Source organism: Methylothermus subterraneus, assembly GCF_054656915.1.
In genome coordinates this window covers 281,068-298,687 of sequence record NZ_BAAHXK010000001.1, presented here as the reverse complement: position 1 = coordinate 298,687, position 17,620 = coordinate 281,068, and the positions used below count along the sequence as shown (strand labels likewise).

At 51.0% G+C, this 17,620-nt stretch carries 19 protein-coding genes; all 19 read right to left on the bottom strand.

Annotated elements, in window-relative coordinates:
• Positions 1-7 precede the first annotated feature (7 nt).
• Complete coding sequence (locus ACYQ3M_RS01540; protein WP_460034278.1) at positions 8-949, bottom strand: glycosyltransferase family 2 protein; 942 nt, start codon at positions 947-949, stop codon at positions 8-10.
• Complete coding sequence (locus ACYQ3M_RS01535; RefSeq protein WP_460034277.1) at positions 946-2,151, bottom strand: glycosyltransferase family 4 protein; 1,206 nt, start codon at positions 2,149-2,151, stop codon at positions 946-948. Before ACYQ3M_RS01535 ends, ACYQ3M_RS01540 begins: the two co-directional genes overlap by 4 nt.
• A 17-nt stretch (positions 2,152-2,168) precedes the next feature.
• Positions 2,169-4,496 (bottom strand): DUF5060 domain-containing protein, encoded by a 2,328-nt coding sequence (locus tag ACYQ3M_RS01530; protein WP_460034276.1) that lies wholly within the window; start codon positions 4,494-4,496, stop codon positions 2,169-2,171.
• Positions 4,394-5,335: a glycosyltransferase family 2 protein gene (locus ACYQ3M_RS01525; RefSeq protein WP_460034275.1), complete on the bottom strand. Its 942-nt coding sequence runs from the start codon at positions 5,333-5,335 to the stop codon at positions 4,394-4,396. Before ACYQ3M_RS01525 ends, ACYQ3M_RS01530 begins: the two co-directional genes overlap by 103 nt.
• Positions 5,332-6,678: a polysaccharide pyruvyl transferase family protein gene (locus tag ACYQ3M_RS01520; RefSeq protein ID WP_460034274.1), complete on the bottom strand. Its 1,347-nt coding sequence runs from the start codon at positions 6,676-6,678 to the stop codon at positions 5,332-5,334. The genes ACYQ3M_RS01525 and ACYQ3M_RS01520 overlap by 4 nt, the downstream gene beginning before the upstream one ends.
• Positions 6,671-7,981, bottom strand: coding sequence for a hypothetical protein (locus ACYQ3M_RS01515; protein ID WP_460034273.1), 1,311 nt, complete (start codon positions 7,979-7,981; stop codon positions 6,671-6,673). The genes ACYQ3M_RS01520 and ACYQ3M_RS01515 overlap by 8 nt, the downstream gene beginning before the upstream one ends.
• A gap of 69 nt (positions 7,982-8,050) precedes the next feature.
• A complete protein-coding gene (locus ACYQ3M_RS01510) occupies positions 8,051-9,331 on the bottom strand; it encodes an ABC transporter ATP-binding protein (protein ID WP_460034272.1) in 1,281 nt (426 codons plus the stop codon).
• A 23-nt stretch (positions 9,332-9,354) separates the two neighbouring features.
• Positions 9,355-9,570 (bottom strand): DUF2283 domain-containing protein, encoded by a 216-nt coding sequence (locus ACYQ3M_RS01505; RefSeq protein WP_460034271.1) that lies wholly within the window; start codon positions 9,568-9,570, stop codon positions 9,355-9,357.
• A gap of 9 nt (positions 9,571-9,579) precedes the next feature.
• Entirely contained in the window at positions 9,580-9,834 is a 255-nt protein-coding gene (locus ACYQ3M_RS01500; RefSeq protein ID WP_460034270.1) for a DUF4258 domain-containing protein, read from the bottom strand.
• Positions 9,835-9,987: 153 nt separating this feature from the next.
• On the bottom strand, positions 9,988-10,371 hold the full coding sequence (locus ACYQ3M_RS01495) for an HI0074 family nucleotidyltransferase substrate-binding subunit (protein WP_460034269.1): 384 nt from the start codon (positions 10,369-10,371) through the stop codon (positions 9,988-9,990).
• Positions 10,361-10,678, bottom strand: coding sequence for a type VII toxin-antitoxin system MntA family adenylyltransferase antitoxin (gene mntA / locus ACYQ3M_RS01490; protein ID WP_460034268.1), 318 nt, complete (start codon positions 10,676-10,678; stop codon positions 10,361-10,363). The genes ACYQ3M_RS01495 and mntA overlap by 11 nt, the downstream gene beginning before the upstream one ends.
• Positions 10,675-11,727 carry an RpnC/YadD family protein gene (locus tag ACYQ3M_RS01485; RefSeq protein ID WP_460034267.1) on the bottom strand — a complete coding sequence of 351 codons (1,053 nt, stop codon included), beginning with the start codon at positions 11,725-11,727 and terminating at the stop codon, positions 10,675-10,677. Before ACYQ3M_RS01485 ends, mntA begins: the two co-directional genes overlap by 4 nt.
• Entirely contained in the window at positions 11,724-12,269 is a 546-nt protein-coding gene (locus tag ACYQ3M_RS01480) for a hypothetical protein (RefSeq protein WP_460034266.1), read from the bottom strand. Before ACYQ3M_RS01480 ends, ACYQ3M_RS01485 begins: the two co-directional genes overlap by 4 nt.
• 42 nt (positions 12,270-12,311) lie before the next feature.
• Positions 12,312-13,130 carry an ABC transporter permease gene (locus ACYQ3M_RS01475; protein WP_460034265.1) on the bottom strand — a complete coding sequence of 273 codons (819 nt, stop codon included), beginning with the start codon at positions 13,128-13,130 and terminating at the stop codon, positions 12,312-12,314.
• 1 nt (position 13,131) lies between these two features.
• The gene (locus ACYQ3M_RS01470) at positions 13,132-14,079 is read right to left on the bottom strand and encodes a glycosyltransferase family 2 protein (protein WP_460034264.1); all 948 of its coding nucleotides are present in this window, start codon (positions 14,077-14,079) and stop codon (positions 13,132-13,134) included.
• Complete coding sequence (locus ACYQ3M_RS01465) at positions 14,076-14,681, bottom strand: tetratricopeptide repeat protein (protein ID WP_460034263.1); 606 nt, start codon at positions 14,679-14,681, stop codon at positions 14,076-14,078. The genes ACYQ3M_RS01470 and ACYQ3M_RS01465 overlap by 4 nt, the downstream gene beginning before the upstream one ends.
• Positions 14,678-15,361 (bottom strand): TylF/MycF/NovP-related O-methyltransferase, encoded by a 684-nt coding sequence (locus tag ACYQ3M_RS01460; protein ID WP_460034262.1) that lies wholly within the window; start codon positions 15,359-15,361, stop codon positions 14,678-14,680. The genes ACYQ3M_RS01465 and ACYQ3M_RS01460 overlap by 4 nt, the downstream gene beginning before the upstream one ends.
• Complete coding sequence (locus ACYQ3M_RS01455) at positions 15,358-16,740, bottom strand: phenylacetate--CoA ligase family protein (protein WP_460034261.1); 1,383 nt, start codon at positions 16,738-16,740, stop codon at positions 15,358-15,360. The genes ACYQ3M_RS01460 and ACYQ3M_RS01455 overlap by 4 nt, the downstream gene beginning before the upstream one ends.
• Positions 16,700-17,599, bottom strand: a complete 900-nt coding sequence (locus ACYQ3M_RS01450; protein WP_460034260.1) for a glycosyltransferase family A protein — start codon at positions 17,597-17,599, stop codon at positions 16,700-16,702. The genes ACYQ3M_RS01455 and ACYQ3M_RS01450 overlap by 41 nt, the downstream gene beginning before the upstream one ends.
• Between the last annotated feature and the right edge of the window lie 21 nt (positions 17,600-17,620).

Sequence of the window (17,620 nt, the reverse complement as noted above, 5' to 3'; positions counted from 1 at the left end):
GGTATCATCAAAGTTTCATGGGCCAATTAAACAAGCGTTTTTTATACCATTCCCAAAGGTTCCTTCGTTTTTCTCCTATTAGTCGCCATAACACGAACCGCGGTGCATATATGGCCGCCTTCAAGTAATTAGTTATACCGTGAAGTCTCATGCCAGTTCTGCGCTGTTCTTCAGCTAAGTTTAGATAAAGATAAGCATACCGTTTTCGAAGGTTTTGTCGCTGGATACAGCTAACTTGCTCTGGAAAATCATGTTGGGTTTTTTTTAGAACATTAAGAGTGGAGGTTATCATCCGAATAGTATCTCTACTATTGTTTTCGCTATGCAAGCGATAATAAGATAAGGTTTCGGGTATATAACCTACCTCAAAGGTGGCAGCGATGCGGAGCCATAAATCATATTCATCAGCAAAAAGTATAGCGGGAGAAGGATCAAAGCCGCCAATCTGTTCCAACGCGGTGCGGCAAAATACGGCGGTACATGAATGAATAGGATTGGCAAGAAAAATTTCCTCAAAAGCACGCGGGGGAGTAGGTCTGGGCCACCATGGATTAGCAGGCAGTATTTCTCCAGTAGCATTGATTGGCACGGCATGACAATGTACAAGACCGAGCTTGGGATTGGACTTAAATAAATCAATTTGCTTTGTTAGCTTTTCTGGATGCCAGAGGTCATCCTGATCTAATAATGCAAAGTAGTTTCCCTTGGCAAGCTGTAAAGCAGCATTACGAGCAGATGCAACCCCGGCATTGTCTTGCTCTATATATTTAAGATGTGACAAACGCAGATATGGCTTTATCTTTTGGTAGCTATGATCGGTTGAGCCATCATTAACAATTATGATTTCATAATTTTTATAGGTTTGAGAAAGAACAGATTCAATGGTCTGTGAAATATATTTTTCTCCATTAAATACAGGCATCAAAATACTGACAAGGGGGGGGCTCATGTTATTTTAAGCCTCCATAACAAGTGTCTTTCAAGAAAACTTTCGCACCACATTTTTGACCGCTTCATCAGAGGAAGTCGTTTAACTTTGCATCCTTCTATGGATTCAAAAATGTTGAATGTGCGCTGTTTTACCGCCTCGGTTGAATAGTTTGATTTTATAAATTCCCATCCTTTTTTTCGAACATATTCGTATAGCTGCTGGTCATGCAGAAGCATAAGTACTTTAGAAGCAAAGTCATCAGCATTATCTCCTATCAAGACATGCTCACCTGGGGTAAATCCAAAACCCTCTGCACCAAATGAAGTAGTTACAACCGGCAACCCAAAACTCATTGCTTCACCTACTTTTCCTTTCATTCCTCCACCAAAGCGAAGTGGCGCAATAGCAATATCAGATTTTTCATAGTAAGGATATAGTTCAGGAACGAAACCAAGTACTTCGACATTATTTGAAGCGAGCCTGCGTATTTCTTCCGGAGGATTACTTCCTATGACAATAAGGTGGACGTTTGGCTGTTTGTTTACAATCTTTGGAAATATTTTTCTGCAAAAATACAAAACCGCGTCGATATTTGGTTCGTGTTTAAAACCGCCAACAAACAATAATCGTACGCGTGATTTATCAATAGATTTTTCTTTGAAAGGATGTATATAGTGTATGTTGGGCAACACCTTTACACAAGCATTCGACAGTTTGGATAAAACAATGTCCTTATCTTTTTCAGTAACTGTCAAAATGATATCTGCTTGATTGTAAGCTGATAATTCTCTGGCCTGCACATCAGCAGCTTGGCTAATATCAGTTTGTTTTTGTGTCACCTGTGCCTTCATTCGTAACCGATGAAAATGAATATCGACAGAATCTATGACAACCTTAGCATGAGGCTGCCAAAATCTGATTAAATCAAGTCTGAACTGAGGAGCTGAATGATAAAACTCAAAGAAAACAACATCAAATCTTTCTTTCTGGAGCAATCTTGGTAAGGGGCCTTCAAACAGGCGTAAGCCGAGATCCTGTGCAAGTTGTTGATAACGGTTGCATTCTGTTATGCCTAGCTCCTGACAATGTCTTTTGACATCATAAGAGTAAAAAAAGACGTCATGTCTTTCACACAGAAAGTTTAATAAATTATAAAACCGGAGATCCCCTGAGGCACGGTCGGGCATGGGATAAAAAGCAGATATAACCAGGATTTTCATTGCAATAACCGATAGTTTTAATTTTTAATCAACTCGATCTTACATGCGATCCCATGATCTGATTTTGGAATAACGGCAATAATTTCTCCCTTTGAGTTCGGTTTTACTTGGGTGGCATTAATAAAGCCTTTTTCCGTGTCCCACCATTGAATTCTATATAGCCCGGATTTTAAGTTTTTTGCTTTAACCAAGCCATTGCTCCAAATCTTGTGGTCTCTGATATAGAGATAAAGCCTGTCTTTTCCTTTTAGACCAAAAACCCCTCTTTTATATTTTATTCTGTCGAGTTCCTCATGACTGAGCGGGATCACATTCTTGAAGCGATAAGCTTTGATTCGAATCCAATCGGGACCAGAGTTTAAGACTTTTATTGAATGAATTCCGGACGGGATTGGGATAAGGTAAGACTTATTGATATTTACAATATAGTCATTCGCATGCTGACCCGAAACAGATGGAAAGACAGATGGAAAGATAGTTTCCGCAGTGGTTTTATTCTCGACATTGACACGCAATGTGGCGCCACTACGGCTATAGCTATCTACATCTATTATAAATTGACTTCGTTTATCAAAATGAGCGACAAATTCGACTGATTGTTGCATATTGCGGTGTGCTCTGCCATGCAAGTAAGCGTTTAATTTTCCTGAATTAGGGGTTAAATTTCCTTCTTGGATTATAATTATTGGATTCTCCAAATTCTCCGGAATCTTCCATTCACTCTTTGGTGTCAAGGTAATCGAAAAGGACGTTTTGTTTGGTGCTGATAGGCGGAAGCCATCTGGAACAGAATTCAAGTAAACATCCTTGCCTGGCTTAACAGGCCATAGTTTGATTCTCCCAAAGGGAATGTCATTGACGAATTCAGAAATAATTTTCTGGATTTCCAGATATTTTTTCCAGGTAAGACTACCCGGCGGTGATGAATAACGATCATTAGCCATCCACCAGTAAAGTGGCGTCATGGCACTGCCACTCATAGTTGCCGCCCAGTTTGCATCAACAACGTATTTTAGCCTAGTTTCCTTTGAAAGCACACCGTATTCACCGATAAAATTAGGTTTGGTCCATTGGCGCATATGGGTAATAGCATTGACCAGGATTTGAGTATTTTTGCTAAGGCTGGCATTGTCATTATAAGAATGAAAAGATGCCACATCGAGTATGGAGTATCCTTTGTACCAGATTTTATTGGAATTTAACGATGCTGTGGTAGGGTGCTTGAATGGATCATTCACTCTGAACCATCTGTAGATTTTTTTTAGCCATGCTTCTCCATTTTTTAATTCTGATAAGTTAAGTTCACTAAATAAGCCCCAAATACCGATAGCAGTGCTATAACTCCACCGCGCAATAATGTATCGATACAGCCGCTTTTGATATTCCCAACTCTCAGCATCGGTAGCCCATTCTGTTGCACGAAGTTTGCCGTTATGCAAATGGCGATAGGGATTTCGGCGAGGTTTTGTCGGGTCGCTCCAGCTGTATGAAAATCGGTTGTAGAACTGGTTATGAGACCAAAGCACGGGAATGAGAATGACGTTATGTTCTTCCGCTGCCTCGACCAGTCGATCCAGTTGTCGTGCCTGGGATTGATCATAACGTCCGACACCTGTATTTTCTGTATCTTTCCCTTCGGATTCGAGGGGGAAAAAAGGTCCCCACCAAATCAACAGCGTATTAAGGCCATGATTTCCCATGTCACGGATGGTTTTGATAGCATTTTCTACGAACCAAAGTGGTTTGCTATTTCCGCCTGCCTGGCCGATGCCAAAAAATGGAGTGCCGTCATCATGAATTAAATAATAAGGATCGATCGATGAAACGCGTAGCCATCCATGGCGTGCGGATTCTGTTACTATAAACGAATCGGGTACTGATAATGCGATGTCGTTATGATTTTTAAGTCCCACGCGGTAGCGCCAGAGGCCGGTCTCATTGGCGGTAAAACGGATTTTCCAGTGCTTTCCATCATAAAATCCAGAAATTAGCCATTTTTTTCCGGATGGCGAAATAAATTTTGCACGAAGGTCGACTTCATGCGGATTATATGGATTATTATATTTCAATCCCTCTGTAACAATAGTCAACTCCAACTTTTCATATTTTGGGACGGGATTGCTGTTTAGGGAAATGGATTTAATTTTAGGTTGTGCCCAACTGGGCATGGGCAGGCAAATATACAAGAAAAGAACAAAGATAAAGACTCGCCTTGCAAGGCAGCCAATTTTGTATAAAATGATCAATTTCGGATTGACAGAATTCCAGTAAAAACCTGCTGGAGATATCCGGCCAAGTAATACCACGAAATTTTCCTCGATAGTGGCATGGCTGCTAATTGCCAATAAGATCTTTTGGGATGTGTCCAAGAAACTCCCTTCAAAGTGGGCCTTAGAGTAGTGACAAATTTATCTGTCAACTTGCTTAATATTTGGAGACGGGATTGGCCAAGTACGATCCTATCCATTACTGCCTCGGAACGGCCTTGCCAATAGTATCTTCGAAGGACCCATTCCGGAGTGGCTCGTTCCTTGGGAATCCTGTGGTAGATAATGGCATTGGGATTGTAGGCCACCTTCAGGCCGGCGCGGTGGATGCGCCAGAACAGCTCGGACTCCTCGTTGGAGAGAAGGTTCTTGCCGATTCTGCCAAGTTTGGGGTTGAACAGGCCGACTGTTTCAAACACCTCCCTGCGGAAAGCCATGTTGAGCCCGAAAGGGTGCTCCGGATACTGCATCAGTTTGGATGCCTCTCCGGAACGCGTCGATCCATAAACGGGAAGAATGTCTTCTGTCAGCCAAGGAGGTTTCCCATCCTCGAACAGGGGGATGGATTTGCCGCCCATGCAGGCTACCTCAGGATCACCAAAGGTTTCTTCCAGTTCGGTCAGCCAGTTTGGGGAAAAATAGACGTCGTCGTCGACGAAGGCGATGATTTTCCCCGTGGCGCATCTGATACCTCGGTTTCTTGCGTGAGAGAGGCCTTGCATGGATTCCTGAAGATAACCGATGGTTGGATCCCGATCGATGAACTGCTGTACCACCTCGCGGGTATTGTCTTGGGAGTTGTTGTCCACCACCAAAACTTCATGATCGATCCCCGCGCGCTCGCAAGCTAGAAAGCTTTTAAGCGTATCCGCTAGTATCTCTGCACGGTTATAAGTGCAGATAACGATGCTGATCATACTGCCTGCTTGCCGAAGATCACCTCGCCAAGACGCTTTTTATACCAAGCGATGATGCTTCTGCGGCGCGGAGTGAGAATCTTTGAAATGAATAAATCTATTAGTAACTTATAACCTCGCCCGCATAACGGAGCATACGTGATTGCCTTGATGGCAAGTTGTCTAGCCATACATTTATTGCCGCCATGTTGGTATAAATAAGCCCATCTTAGAAATTCACTGCCCAAGCTGCCTGGTTGGCCAGTCAACCTATCCCAAACAGTAGGAAAGAGGCAAGAAGTAGTGGCAGCTTCTGCGTTTTCATAATACTCGCTTATCTGAATAAGGACATCGCGCCGGATCATTTTGGCCAGATTATGTTCGAATGCCTGCTGGGAATCTGGAAATGAAATAATGCCCGCATCAATTAATGGCTTTAGCCATGTTTCGCAAAATTGGGACAGTTTGCCATAACTGTTGTCTCGAGCCAGCACAGGCAAGCCAAGCAATGTGGCCATAATCAGTCCGTGTAAACGGTCAGTGACTACCACCCGGCCTTTCTTTAATAAAAAAGCCCCCCGTATCACTCGTTCTAAAGCAAGACGCAGGGAAGCTGTAACGATAAGCTCGGAAAGATGGGAGCTTTGTACCGGAGTAGAGGACAATCGATTAATAAGCTGTGCATAGATGGCCGCAGTTTTGGGAGGAGGCACTTCGTCAAGCCAGTCATAAACAAATGCGCTGATAGTCCCGGGGAGATCAAACATTCTACCAGCGCTTTCTTTATCGGTACGACGCAAGAAAGAAACATCATAATAGGGTTTGATAGCGCGTCCAATATGGTATAAATCAAGCATGAAAGCCATATCTGGACATAATAGAACTTGGCCCTCGAACACTCGGTGGGCTAGTTCATAACTTGCTTCGTCGCGGGCGAGCAGCGTGAAATTCTCATGGGAATTGATGATTTTCCGAACTCGGTCGAGGTTGGCTTTGTCCTGGAAATGGATAGACTGTGGAAGCTGAATAATCGGATTCTCAGGAAACGCCTGGATAATTTTTTCTCTGTAAGTTTGATGGTGTGGCCAGAGATCACCAAAGTTGCCTCCTCCATTAATAAGTATGTAATCCTTCTCGCTGATGGCCTGCTTTAAAACTGAAAGATTGTCGTTAATGCAATCTGCGACATAAGAAATGGTAACATTTCTAGCTTTGAGGTACTCGATTTCTCCCAGCCAGATCGCGCTGTCTCCGACATTACTGTAATTGGGAAAGTCGAGCAGAACGCATTTTGCTCCGGTTGGTAAAATTTGGTCTAATGTTTGTCCGATTTTTTTGCGTAATTGGTTGATTGTGTCAGGCATTTGGATAGGGCTTTAGATAATGCTTCAGTTTAAGTTTAATGTATTCTTTGAAGCCCTCATGGAACAACCAAGGGGTATCGATTTGTGCAAGGATTTTAAACAAAGTGTTCCGCTTGGATCTGAATGCCGGGGCTATGTCTTTGATATCCTGTGTGAGTCTGTTCAGCTGCCCAAATTCATCAGCCAATTGCTTGGCTTTGTAAGACTTTAAGATTGCATCGAGTGCGAATTTCGTTTTTAGGACTTTCTCAGTTGGCTCGCGTCTTTCCAAATGTTGGTAGATGCTCTCGAGCTCGTAGAATTGCGTCTGATTGCGGATTTGAATAGTGTAAATATTTTCTAGCTTCAACGCGTTGTCAAAGCACGGTGGATGATCGATATCGAGAGCAAAAAAGTTCAACAGAGTGCGTAAACATTTCTCGCAGCGGCCGCAGTTATGTTCTGGGTCAGGACCCTCCCAGCACACCTTGAGGGTTTTGAGCGCTGTTGGAAAAAAGGCAATTACAGCGAGCTTGTCTGTTCTTGAGTAAGCGGCTCCATCATGGACGATACGCATTTGATCGCCAGATAACAGGTGGTCAGTAATAGGAGACGATCCCCAGGGATAACACATATAATTATAAGGGTCAGTGCTGCCAATCAAAGCGTATCTGAAAGCATGGGAAAAGTTGTGCAATGAAGCAGCCAATTGTGCACCGTGGCTATCTTCCCAGTTTTGTCCAGAGGCTTCCTTGAGGTTGGTGCGAATCACTTTGAACTCTAGCCCTAACTCGTCTATCAGAGGGCGGATACGCTGACATAGTTTAATAAACGAATCTTCTTTGCTTAGCGGCACGTCAAAACCGTGTACAAGCAATACAGTATCGAGTGGATAAGAAGCAGGCCCCAGGAGTCGTTTGCTATGCCGAATTGCGGTAAAGGTGCTGTCAATGCCTCCAGAGAAAGCGGCAATAGCGCGATCCGGGTTGGGATTCGACAGTTCTATAATCGCATCAGGAATGATCTCGACAATTTTATAGCGCTCGGGGAGCCAACATGCCCAAACGCTTTGGTATTCTGTCAAATTAAAAATAGCACTGCGACTCAATGCTCCATGCACCCTCAATGGCTGCCTAATTTGCATGGCGAGGAAGATAATACCGTAGACGAAGCCATCGAGAACTTGTGGTTCAGGAATATCAAAACAATCGACTAAGTCGAAATAAAACGTATACTGCTCTTTACCGGTATTTAAGCAAAGATTTCTACGTATACCAACAGGGATGTGCTCTTGATGGACAGATAAGTCAATAATTTGAGTCATGCTGCTAACTCATTAGCCTTAATTTCTGCTTTTTGGCGAATCCATTTACCAATGCTACTCATGCAAATCTTAGGGGGTGCTTAGGTTTTCAGTCATTTCATGTTTTTCATTGAGGGATCCGATTTCTTTGTTGTCTTTTTTATGCTCTTCCAGCCACCATTTGCAATTTATCATGACAAAGCCCTCGCTTCCGTGGACTCTATTGAATCTTGGCGATTCTACTAAGAAACACTTGAGATTTTCACCATAGAATGCAGTATGGCCGTATTCTCCCGTATCAATACTTACACGAAGCGAATAGGAGCGGGGTAAAAAGGGAAACTCTAGAATCTTGCAGAAAATAGTGTGAATACCTGGTTCGAGTGATGGGATCTTTGTTCCCTGAGTTGCTAAGTAGAGAAAATCAGTAGTGTGCACTCCGACAGAAACTATAGGATTGATTAAGTGGACATTGGCTTTTAACTGCATTCGGATTATGACGTTTTGTTTATAATGAACAGTATTTACAATACTTCCTTTGTCATCAATAAGTTGGATGTCTAACAATTCGACTTCACCGCTTGAGCTAAGTTTTGAGGAGGAGCTCGCGCGCCTTGCTTGGATTTGCTTGTCACTTAATTCATAAAAAAGGTTACAGATCGCCTCTGCTTTGCCCTGCTCTCGGATACGTCCATGATCGAGTAGGATTACCCGGCTGCATAGCCGCTGTATTTGCCTTAGATTATGGCTAACTACCAATACGGTTTTCCCCTGCCGCTTGATCAGCTCCTCCATCCGGTCGAAACACTTCCGCTGAAACGCCAGATCCCCCACCGCCAGCACCTCGTCGATGATAAAAATCTCCGCATCCAGGCTGGTGGCGATGGCGAATCCCAGCTTGACCTGCATCCCGGAGCTGTAGCGCTTGACCGGGGTGTCGATGAATTGCTCAAGCTCGGAAAACTCGATGATCTCGTCGATTTTTTGTTTGATGACCTTTTTCGGGATGCCGAGGATCGAGGCGTTGAGGTAGATGTTCTCGCGGCCAGTGAGCTCCGGGTTGATGCCGGCCCCCACCTCGATCAGGGGGGCGACCGAGCCGCCTACGTACACCCGCCCCCGGGTGGGGGTGGTGACCTTAGCTAGGATCTTGAGCAGGGTGGACTTGCCGGCGCCGTTGTGGCCGATGATGCCGACCACCTCGCCCTCCTCGACGGTGAAGCTGACATCGTCCAAAGCTTTGAAGCGCTCGCGCTCGATAGGTAGTTTTCCGAGCAGGCGCCGGCCTAGGTTGGCCAGGCTGTCCTTGAAGCCGGTCAAGGCGCCTAGCTGATATTCCTTGGTGACGTGCTCGACTTCGATGATGGGCATGGATTGTCAACCAAGTAAAGTTTTTATGCGGCGATCTGGATGTTTTCCAATACCACGGAAGGTATTTTGCCTTCACCTAAGGTTTCTTTGGCATCTAGGATTTCTATCCCGACCAGTTCCTCGTTTTCGCCGATGTTGAGGGCGATTTCGTCCGTCAGGCGGATTGTCTTACACTGGCGGGGGCCTTCCACAAGCCGGATATAGAGCGCATCGATTTCAGGATCGTAACTGATCTTCATGGTGTTCTCCTAAAAGTAAAAAGTGTAGACGGTGATCACTACGATTTCCTCCGACTCTTCGGCGATAACCGGAGCCACCTGTTTGTTCCTATAGTGTTTTCCCTGCCAGGTGGAATTGAACGGGAAATTGGCCCGGCACAGGATCCGTCCATGCTTGGCCGGTTCCCGAGCACTGTGTTCAATGGCCGCCAACACTTCCGATGTCTCCGCTCCGCGTTCCATGCATTGCTCTTGAGCGTGGCGGGTAAATCTGACCGGTTTCAATCAACACCTCGTCTCGCAGGGGAAAATCAATCCTTGCCCACTTCCAGATCGGTGCCGGCCCCATCTCGGGCCGGGTTGCCCTTGAAGCCGGTCAAGGTGCCTAGCTGATATTCCTTGGTGACGTGCTCGACTTCGATGAGGGGCATGACCGCTTCAAACTTCCACGTTTCTGAGTTGGGCAGACAGTTGCCGCAGGGCCTGATGGAAAGCCGGCAGCTGTGCGTAGATGGCCAGGGCGTTTTCGGCGTGATAAGTGTGGGACATGCGGTTTCTGGCCGCCAGCATTTCCAGCCAAAGGTCCTCGTCGTCGATCCAGCCTTGTTGGAAGGCAAGTTTCAGACAGGCCCTGGGCGAATTGCATTCCAGGCCGAGCTTGGCGGCGACAGCCTTGATCGCCTTCCACGCCAGTTCGAAGCAGAATTCGAAGTACTGAATACAGCCGGCTTTGATGAGGTCGGTGTCTGCCGGCGTTTCCAGGGCTGTGGCAAGTTGGCCGAGGGCGCGCTCGAAATCCTCCAGAATCCTTTCAGGCTTCATAAATGACCTTGCCTTCCTTCAGAGCCTCTTCTTTTAGTATAGGCGATGCGCGGTTTAAGTCCACCCAATCGATCCGATAGAGGGTGGGCAGCTGCTCGATGTCTTCCTCGATGGCATAGAAATCGGTCAGGGGCAGGGGGCGGTCGCCGATGACGCCGAGGTCGAAGTCGGAACGCTCCCGCGCCCGGCCGGTGGCGCGGGAGCCGAACAGTAGGATGCGGTAGCCGCGCAGCCTGCCGCGATGGCGGTCGAAGACCTGGCGCAGCATGGCGAGGATGCGTTTTTCGGTTTCGGCCGGATCGGTCACGGGGCGAGCACGTCCTCAATGCGGTCGGCGGTCAGGACGCGTTCGGCCCAGCGCAGCAGGGTGTCGGCGTCGGCCTCGAGGATCCTGTGGCGCTGCTCTTCGGTCGGCGGGCCGAATTTGCGCTCGAGCAGGCGCATGAGCACCTCGGCTTCACCCTGGCGCCTGCCTTGCAGGACGCCTTGTTGCAGCCCTTGTTGCAGCCCTTGTTGCAGCCCTTGTTGCAGCCCTTGTTGCAGCCCTTGTTGCAGCCCTTGTTGAAGCCCTTGTTGCAGCCCTTGTTGAAGCCCTTGTTGGATGCCTTGTTGCAGACCTTTTTCAAAGCCCTTTTTGACGCCGCGTTCTTCGAAACGGGATGCGAAGGTTTCCATGATTTGTGCCTCCTGTGGGTATTGACGCTGATAGGCGGCCCGTTCGTCTTCGTCCAGGCCGGCGTAGATGTCGATGAAATCGACGTATTTGAGCCGCCTTTCCGGGTCCGGTTCCAGTTCCAATAGGCCGCGGATGGCGTAGGCATAAGCGCGCAGCCTGTCCTCGCGAGAGTGATGGCGCATGTTAGGAAGGTTCAGGCGCGCCACCAGGTTGTCCGAGGTCAGATAGCGTTCCAGCGGCAGATCGCTCAGGACGCAGGCGAGATAGTGGAAGCTGAGGTAAGTGTCCCGGTCGCCTCCAAGGTGCAGCTCCCGCAGGACGGGTCCTCTGCGGAGAAAGATTACTACCGGCACGACCCGGTCGGTTTCGAACAGCTCGGAAAGGTCCAGGCAGTAGTGGGCCAGGCGGTGGATGTGGAAGCGGCGGGGATCGGTCTCCTCTTCCAGGACGAACAGAATGGCCGCGCGGCGGCCGTCGGGCCACTCCACCAGAAGCGGCACGTCCAGTTCCCGGAAGCGATCCCCTAGACGCTCCTTGAGCTGTTCCTGGCGCACCGGCACGATTCTGACCCGGTCGTCGATCTGCTCTGCCTCAGCTTTGGCAAAGAATTCCAGCGCCTGGCGAGGATAGTCGAGGATCAGGTTTTTGAAGTTCTGATCGTGGGTTGTGGTTATCGTCATTTCAGAAAGCCGATGACGAACAGCACCGCAGTCAGGGTCAGCCCCAAGGACCAGAACATGAAGCGGTCGAGGCGGCGGACGATCATGTGCAGTTGGGCTTCCATCTGCTCGAAGCGCTTGTCCATTTGTTCAAAGCGCCTGTTCATGTCCTCGAAGCGCTTGTCGACCTGCTCGAAGCGCTTATCCACCTGCTCGAAGCGCTTATCCACCTGCTCGAAGCGCTTATCCACCTGCTCGAAGCGCTTCTCCATCTGGGAGATGAGCATTTCGAAGCGCTTGTCGATCTGCTCGAAGTGCTTGTCGATCTGTTCGAAGCGCTTGTCGATCTGTTCGAAGCGCCTGTCCACCTGCTCGAAGCGCTTCTCCATCAGGCGGAAACCCTGTTCCATGAGCTCGCCCTGGTGGCGGATAGCCTCCTCCACCCGCACCAAACGCTCGCGCAGCTCGAGGTCGCGTTCAGCCACGAAGGCGCGGAGTTTTTCCTCCACGATCCGTTCCACCAGTTCGCGGAGGCGTTCGTCGTTGGTCTCTGTCACCGGCATGATGAAATTTCTTTGTCGCTACGGCCAGTATATCTTGTCTACTTAGATGACATCGGCGAACCAGCTCTCCGCCCGTTTAAAGAACAGATAGCTCAAGGGCAGCATCACCGCGATGACAATGGCGCCGGGGAGCAAAGCGTGCCAATCCGGCGGCAGGCCTTTGAGCAGCACCCTTTGGAAGGCGTCGATGATGCCGGCCAGAGGGTTGCACAAATACAGGGTATAAAGCTTTTCCGACCAACTGCCGGCGGCCTGCTCCACCAAGAGTTTTTGTTTGACCAGCTCCAGAGGATAGATGATAGGCGAGGCGTACATCAAAAGCGACAGCGCCACCGGCAAGGCGGCGGCCACGTCGCGGTAGTAGACGTTGGCCGCGGCCCCGAAGAAGCTGACGGTCAAGGCCACGATCATGGTGTAGAGGATGATCGCCGGCACCCATAAGGCGTGGAGGGTGGGAACCATCTGGTAATAGGCCATCAGCCCCGCCAGGATCAAGAAATTAATCCCAAGTTCCACCGTTTTGGTGACCATCGCCGTTAACGGGAAGACTTCGCGCGGGAAGTAGATCTTGCGGATCAGCGCCGCGTTGCCGGTGACGCTGCCCACCCCTTCCGAGGCCGACTCCTGGAAGAAGATCCACGGCATCAGCGCGGCGAAAGTCAGGATTGGATAGGGGACGCCGCCGGTGTCGATGCCGACAAAGCTTCGCACTAGGGTAAAGATCAGCATCAGCATCACCGGCTTGAGGATCGACCACAGAAGGCCCAAGTAAGCCTGCTTGTAGCGCACGATGACGTTTTTCCAAGCGAGGGCGGCGATCAGTTCGCGGTAATCGTAGAGGTTTTTGGCAATTTGCAGCATGTCAGATCCAGCTCTTTAATCCGATTTTAGTCAGAAGCTTAAGCTGCTTGAGCGATCTGCCGTAAGAGGCAGAGATTTTAAGCGCCGCAAGCGCCTCGCCAAAGCGCCGGTTCTCACTGTAAAAATAGGCAAGATCGAAATACCCCTGGGCCAGCGAGTCGGTGAGCTTAGATCGAAAAGAGGAAGCTTTGGGGTGATCGAGCAAGCGTTCCTTGACCACCAGCATCGCGCGCAGGTGTTCTTCCTGGCGGGAGGCGGTGGAAGAATACCCTTGCCCGGAGGCGCGTTGCAGATAGGGCGACTTTTGCAATAACGCACAAGGTCCATAGAGCGCCGCCCGCAGAGCCCACTCGCAATCCCACAACAGGCAATCTTTTTGATACGCGCCGATCGCCAGGAAGTCCTCCCGGCGTAGCACGGGGCGTTGAAACGGCATGGGGATGCGTTGGAGGAGGGCGAAAAACAAGTCTTCGTTGAAAACAAAAAGTTCCGGCGCGATTTGCGTAGGTTTGGTTTGTTCCAAGATCCAAAAGGTATTGCGGTCGTGGTGGGTCTGCCCCCATTCGGCGCGTTCCCCAAACCATTCAACGCGCATGAATAAGGTTTTGATGTTTGGATAGGTTTGCAGGGCAGCGAGCGCGTCCTCGATATATCCCGGGGATAAAAGATCGTCGTCGTCCAAGAACACGAGATAATCGCCGCAGGCGGCTTGGACGCCTAGGTTTTTGGCCGCCGCCCCACCTTGGGGAGTGGGACTGCGGACGATGCGGACGGCAAATCGGCAAGGCGGCAGAGAGGATGCGGTCACCGGAGGCGATGAGGCATCGTCGGCGATGAGGATCTCGCCCGGGCCGGGATAGCTTTGCCGATCGAGGCTTGCGATGGCCTGGGCCAGTAAGTCCGGACGGTTGTGCGTGGGCAGGATGATGGATACCGTGGGTAAAGTCATTGGGATTTGGCCTTCAAAGCGGCCACTTTGGCCAGTTGCTTTTTTAGGTAAGCTTCGTGCCGCTTGTTTTTTTGGATTTTGAGGGCGTATTGGAGGGTCTTTTCCGCTTTGTCGTACTCCTTGGTTTTGATCAACACATTGGCGAGCTTGACGTAGGCAGGCAGATACTTTTTGTTTATCCGCACCGCTTGCAGATACTCTTGAACAGCGTGCGGAAAATCCCCGGCTTCGGCGAGAAAATTGGCGTATTCGGTATGCAGATAAGGCACCAGCGGGTGATTGGGCGATTTTTCCTGGGCGCCGCGGATGGCGTCGTGCACTCCCCGAGCGAGATAGGATAGGCACGCGGCCCGGTCTTTTCCTGAGTATTTTAGGCAGATGAAACGCTTGACCTTAGCGTCGCAAAAGTGATTTAGCCCTGGGATAGCGCCGTGCATTCGCCATTCGCTCTCTCCCATTTGTTTGGGGCGACAGAAAGGCGGCAACGGCTCTGGCGTAGGCATCTCTTTCCAATCGCCGCGGATCGCTTCCGGCCAAGGAGGCAAAGCCAAGGCGGGGGTGAGATAAAGGAGCACGAGGAGCTTACAGAGGCGTTTACTCATGCGCGTTTACAGACGAAGTATTTCCAAGGGCACTTTTCGTGCGCGGTGGGCTTTTCGGGCTTATCGGCGAAAAATTCGTCGATGGCCTTGCTCGCGCCAGGCCAACGCCGATCGCCGTACTCGTCGAACATGACGATCCCACCCGGGGCAACCTTTTTATAGGATTCGTACAGATCGCAGTCCAGATGGAGCAGGGCGATCCTGCCTTGGTATTGCGGAAGGGTGTTCTGGAACCAGCCTTTGATCAGGTGAATGCGCGTTTGGATAACGTCTTCGGGTAAGCGCCCATCGCGCAAAACCTTGAGCACGATTTCAGGCGGGCTCGCCCAAAAGCCTTTGCCGGTAATTGGGGTGGTTTCGTCTTTGTCGATGGGGTCGGGAAAGCCCTCAAAAGAATCAAAGCCATAGTAGTGGCGCATCTTCCCCAAATATTCGCTCATCAGGGTGAACAGCAGGGCCCCGTGGCCGATGGAAACCCCGCACTCGATGATGTCGCCTTCGATATCTTTGACCTTTTCCAGTTGATCTAGGAAATACAGCATCCGGTGCAGCGATCCCCGGTAGGCGCGAGGTAGAAAAGGCGAGCGGTGGTAATCGGCCGGGATCGCTTCTTCCAGAGGGTCGAGGCGTTCGATCTTGTAGCCCAGTTTGCGCAAAGCGCGTTTGATCAAAGTTTTCATGGCGGGGGCACTTTACTGACCACGTAACGGAATTTGCCGGAAGGTTCTGGGGGAATGGCGTCTATGGACTCAATTTGGACGCAAGTTTTAGCCCCCAAACGCTGCTTCAAGCCTTGCACGATCCGCTCCGCATGGCTCTCCTGCCACCCAGGACCGGGGACGAGTTGCACGCGCACCAACTCCCGAGTTTCTTGGATGATCTTGAATTGCTCGATTCCCGGGAGCTCGCGCAAGACGTAAATCAAGGCCAAGGCGTGCATGATCGTGCCGTCCTCGCGGATGATGAAATCGGTGCTGCGGCCGCACACCTCTTGCAAAACCTCCAGCCCGCGTCCGCTATGGCAAGGCTCGGCGCTAAAGCGCGCGAAATCGCCGGTGCGATAGCGGATAAAGGGCTGAACCTCAGAAGCCAAATTCGTGACCACCACTTCGCCCATCTTACCCGATTTTACCGGCTGACCCTCTGCGTCCAACAGCTCGACGAGGACCCACTCCGAGTTGACGAGGAGCTGGCCGGCGGGGGATTCGAGGGCGATCAGTCCGGCGTCGCGGGCGCCGTATTCGCGGGCCACGGGGGCAGAAAACACCCGGCCGATGAGCTCTTGTTGGTGGGGATAGAGGGGCTCGCCGGTGGCAAAAACCACTTTCAGATCGCTCAGGTGCGGCCGGATGCCCCGTTTTTCTGCGTGCTCGGCCAGGAGGGCCAGGCTGCTAGCGTAGCCGTAGATCACTTTGGGCCGGTAAGCCTCCATCTGAGCCAAATAGGCGTCCATGCGGGCCTTAGACATCTCAAAGGCGTTGAGCAGCAGTTGGTTACAGAGACGGTCGCGCAGCGCCTTGATGCGGTCGGTGCGCTTCAGCTCCACCGGCGCCCCCCACAGCAGCACTTCTCGATCCCCCGGTTCGACTCCCCACCAGCGCCTGGCCCGGAGGCGGCAGGCGGCGTCAGCGGCCTGACGGGCGCGGCCAAAGTAAAAGATCAAAGGCTCCCCCGAAGAACCGCCGGTGGTATAACGAAAGACCCCGCCGGGAGCCTCCTTCCAGACCATCTCATCGCCGTGGCGGCGGGCGTCCTCGCGCGTCATGGTCGGCAGGCGGCGGAAGTCTTCGAAGGTGAGCTTGGCCAAATCCAGGCCCGCTGCCTGGATCCTTTTGGCGTGCCAAGGGCTGTGGGCAAGGGCGGTTTTAAGCAAAGCTTGCAAGCGCTTTAGCTGCAGCGCTTGGATCGCTTGCCGCGGAAGGAATTGGGTTTTTTCCAGTTCGTCGAGGAACGCGAAGGTCGGCCGCTTGAGCGCCCACTCCTGCAGCCGATAAAGCGTCTTAGCCAGAGGCGGAGGGCTAGAGAAGTTCCCGGAGGACCTGTTTGGCCTCTTGGGCATAACGCTGACCTTGAAAGCGGCAGGTGCCGACGAAATGAATAAAGCGCGTGTTGGCGTTCATTTTGTGGCAGTCGCTGTAGTCCGGGTGCGGCAAGACGCGCGCCTTGGGAGCGTTGGCGATGACCACGTTGGACATAACTTGCTCCGACCCCCAGGCGCGCCACTTGTCACCCAGCCGCGCCTCCATCGCCTGCGAAAAGCGCTCGATGAGTTCGACCTCCACCGCTCCCGGCGGGAATCCGCAGAAGGCGGCGCAGCCGCGCGCGTAGCGGAAGCGGTCGACTTCCGGCAGGTCCAGGAACGCCGCCTCGGCGGCAAGCTGAACGTGGAGGGAGGCGGCGTTGGGGTGCCGAGCGCGCACCCGCTCCGCACACGCCCGCATCGGTTCCAATTCCTGCCCGTCCCAGGTGCCGAGCACAAAGGCGGTTTGCGTGGCGATCGCCTCGATGACCTCAGGCAGCGGCCCACGCGCGAGGGTGTCGGCGTCGAGCTGGATGAGGTAGCGGTCGCGGCTGATCTGGGCGATGGCCAGCAGCCGCTCCCAACATCCGCCTCGGGGGCAGCGCGGGTTTTGGAAGCGGGCGATCGGCAGAATCTGCGCCGAGAGGTGGTGGGTCAAAACGGCTTGATCTTCGTCGGTGAGGCTGCCGTCGTTTAAAACCCACACCTCGCGCAGCGGCACGTAGCGGGCAAACGACTTGATCGCGAGCAAGAATAAGATTACGTCCTTGTGCTGCAGTTGGGTGAGGACGGCGACGGCTTGTTCGGCTCCTAAACTCAAAGGGGGAGTGGCGTAGATCCCCTGGCACGCTCTGGCAAAACGAAAGCGGTTTAAGCGGTCCTTGAGTCGGTGAAACATGCCAAATTAAGTCTTGTTTTT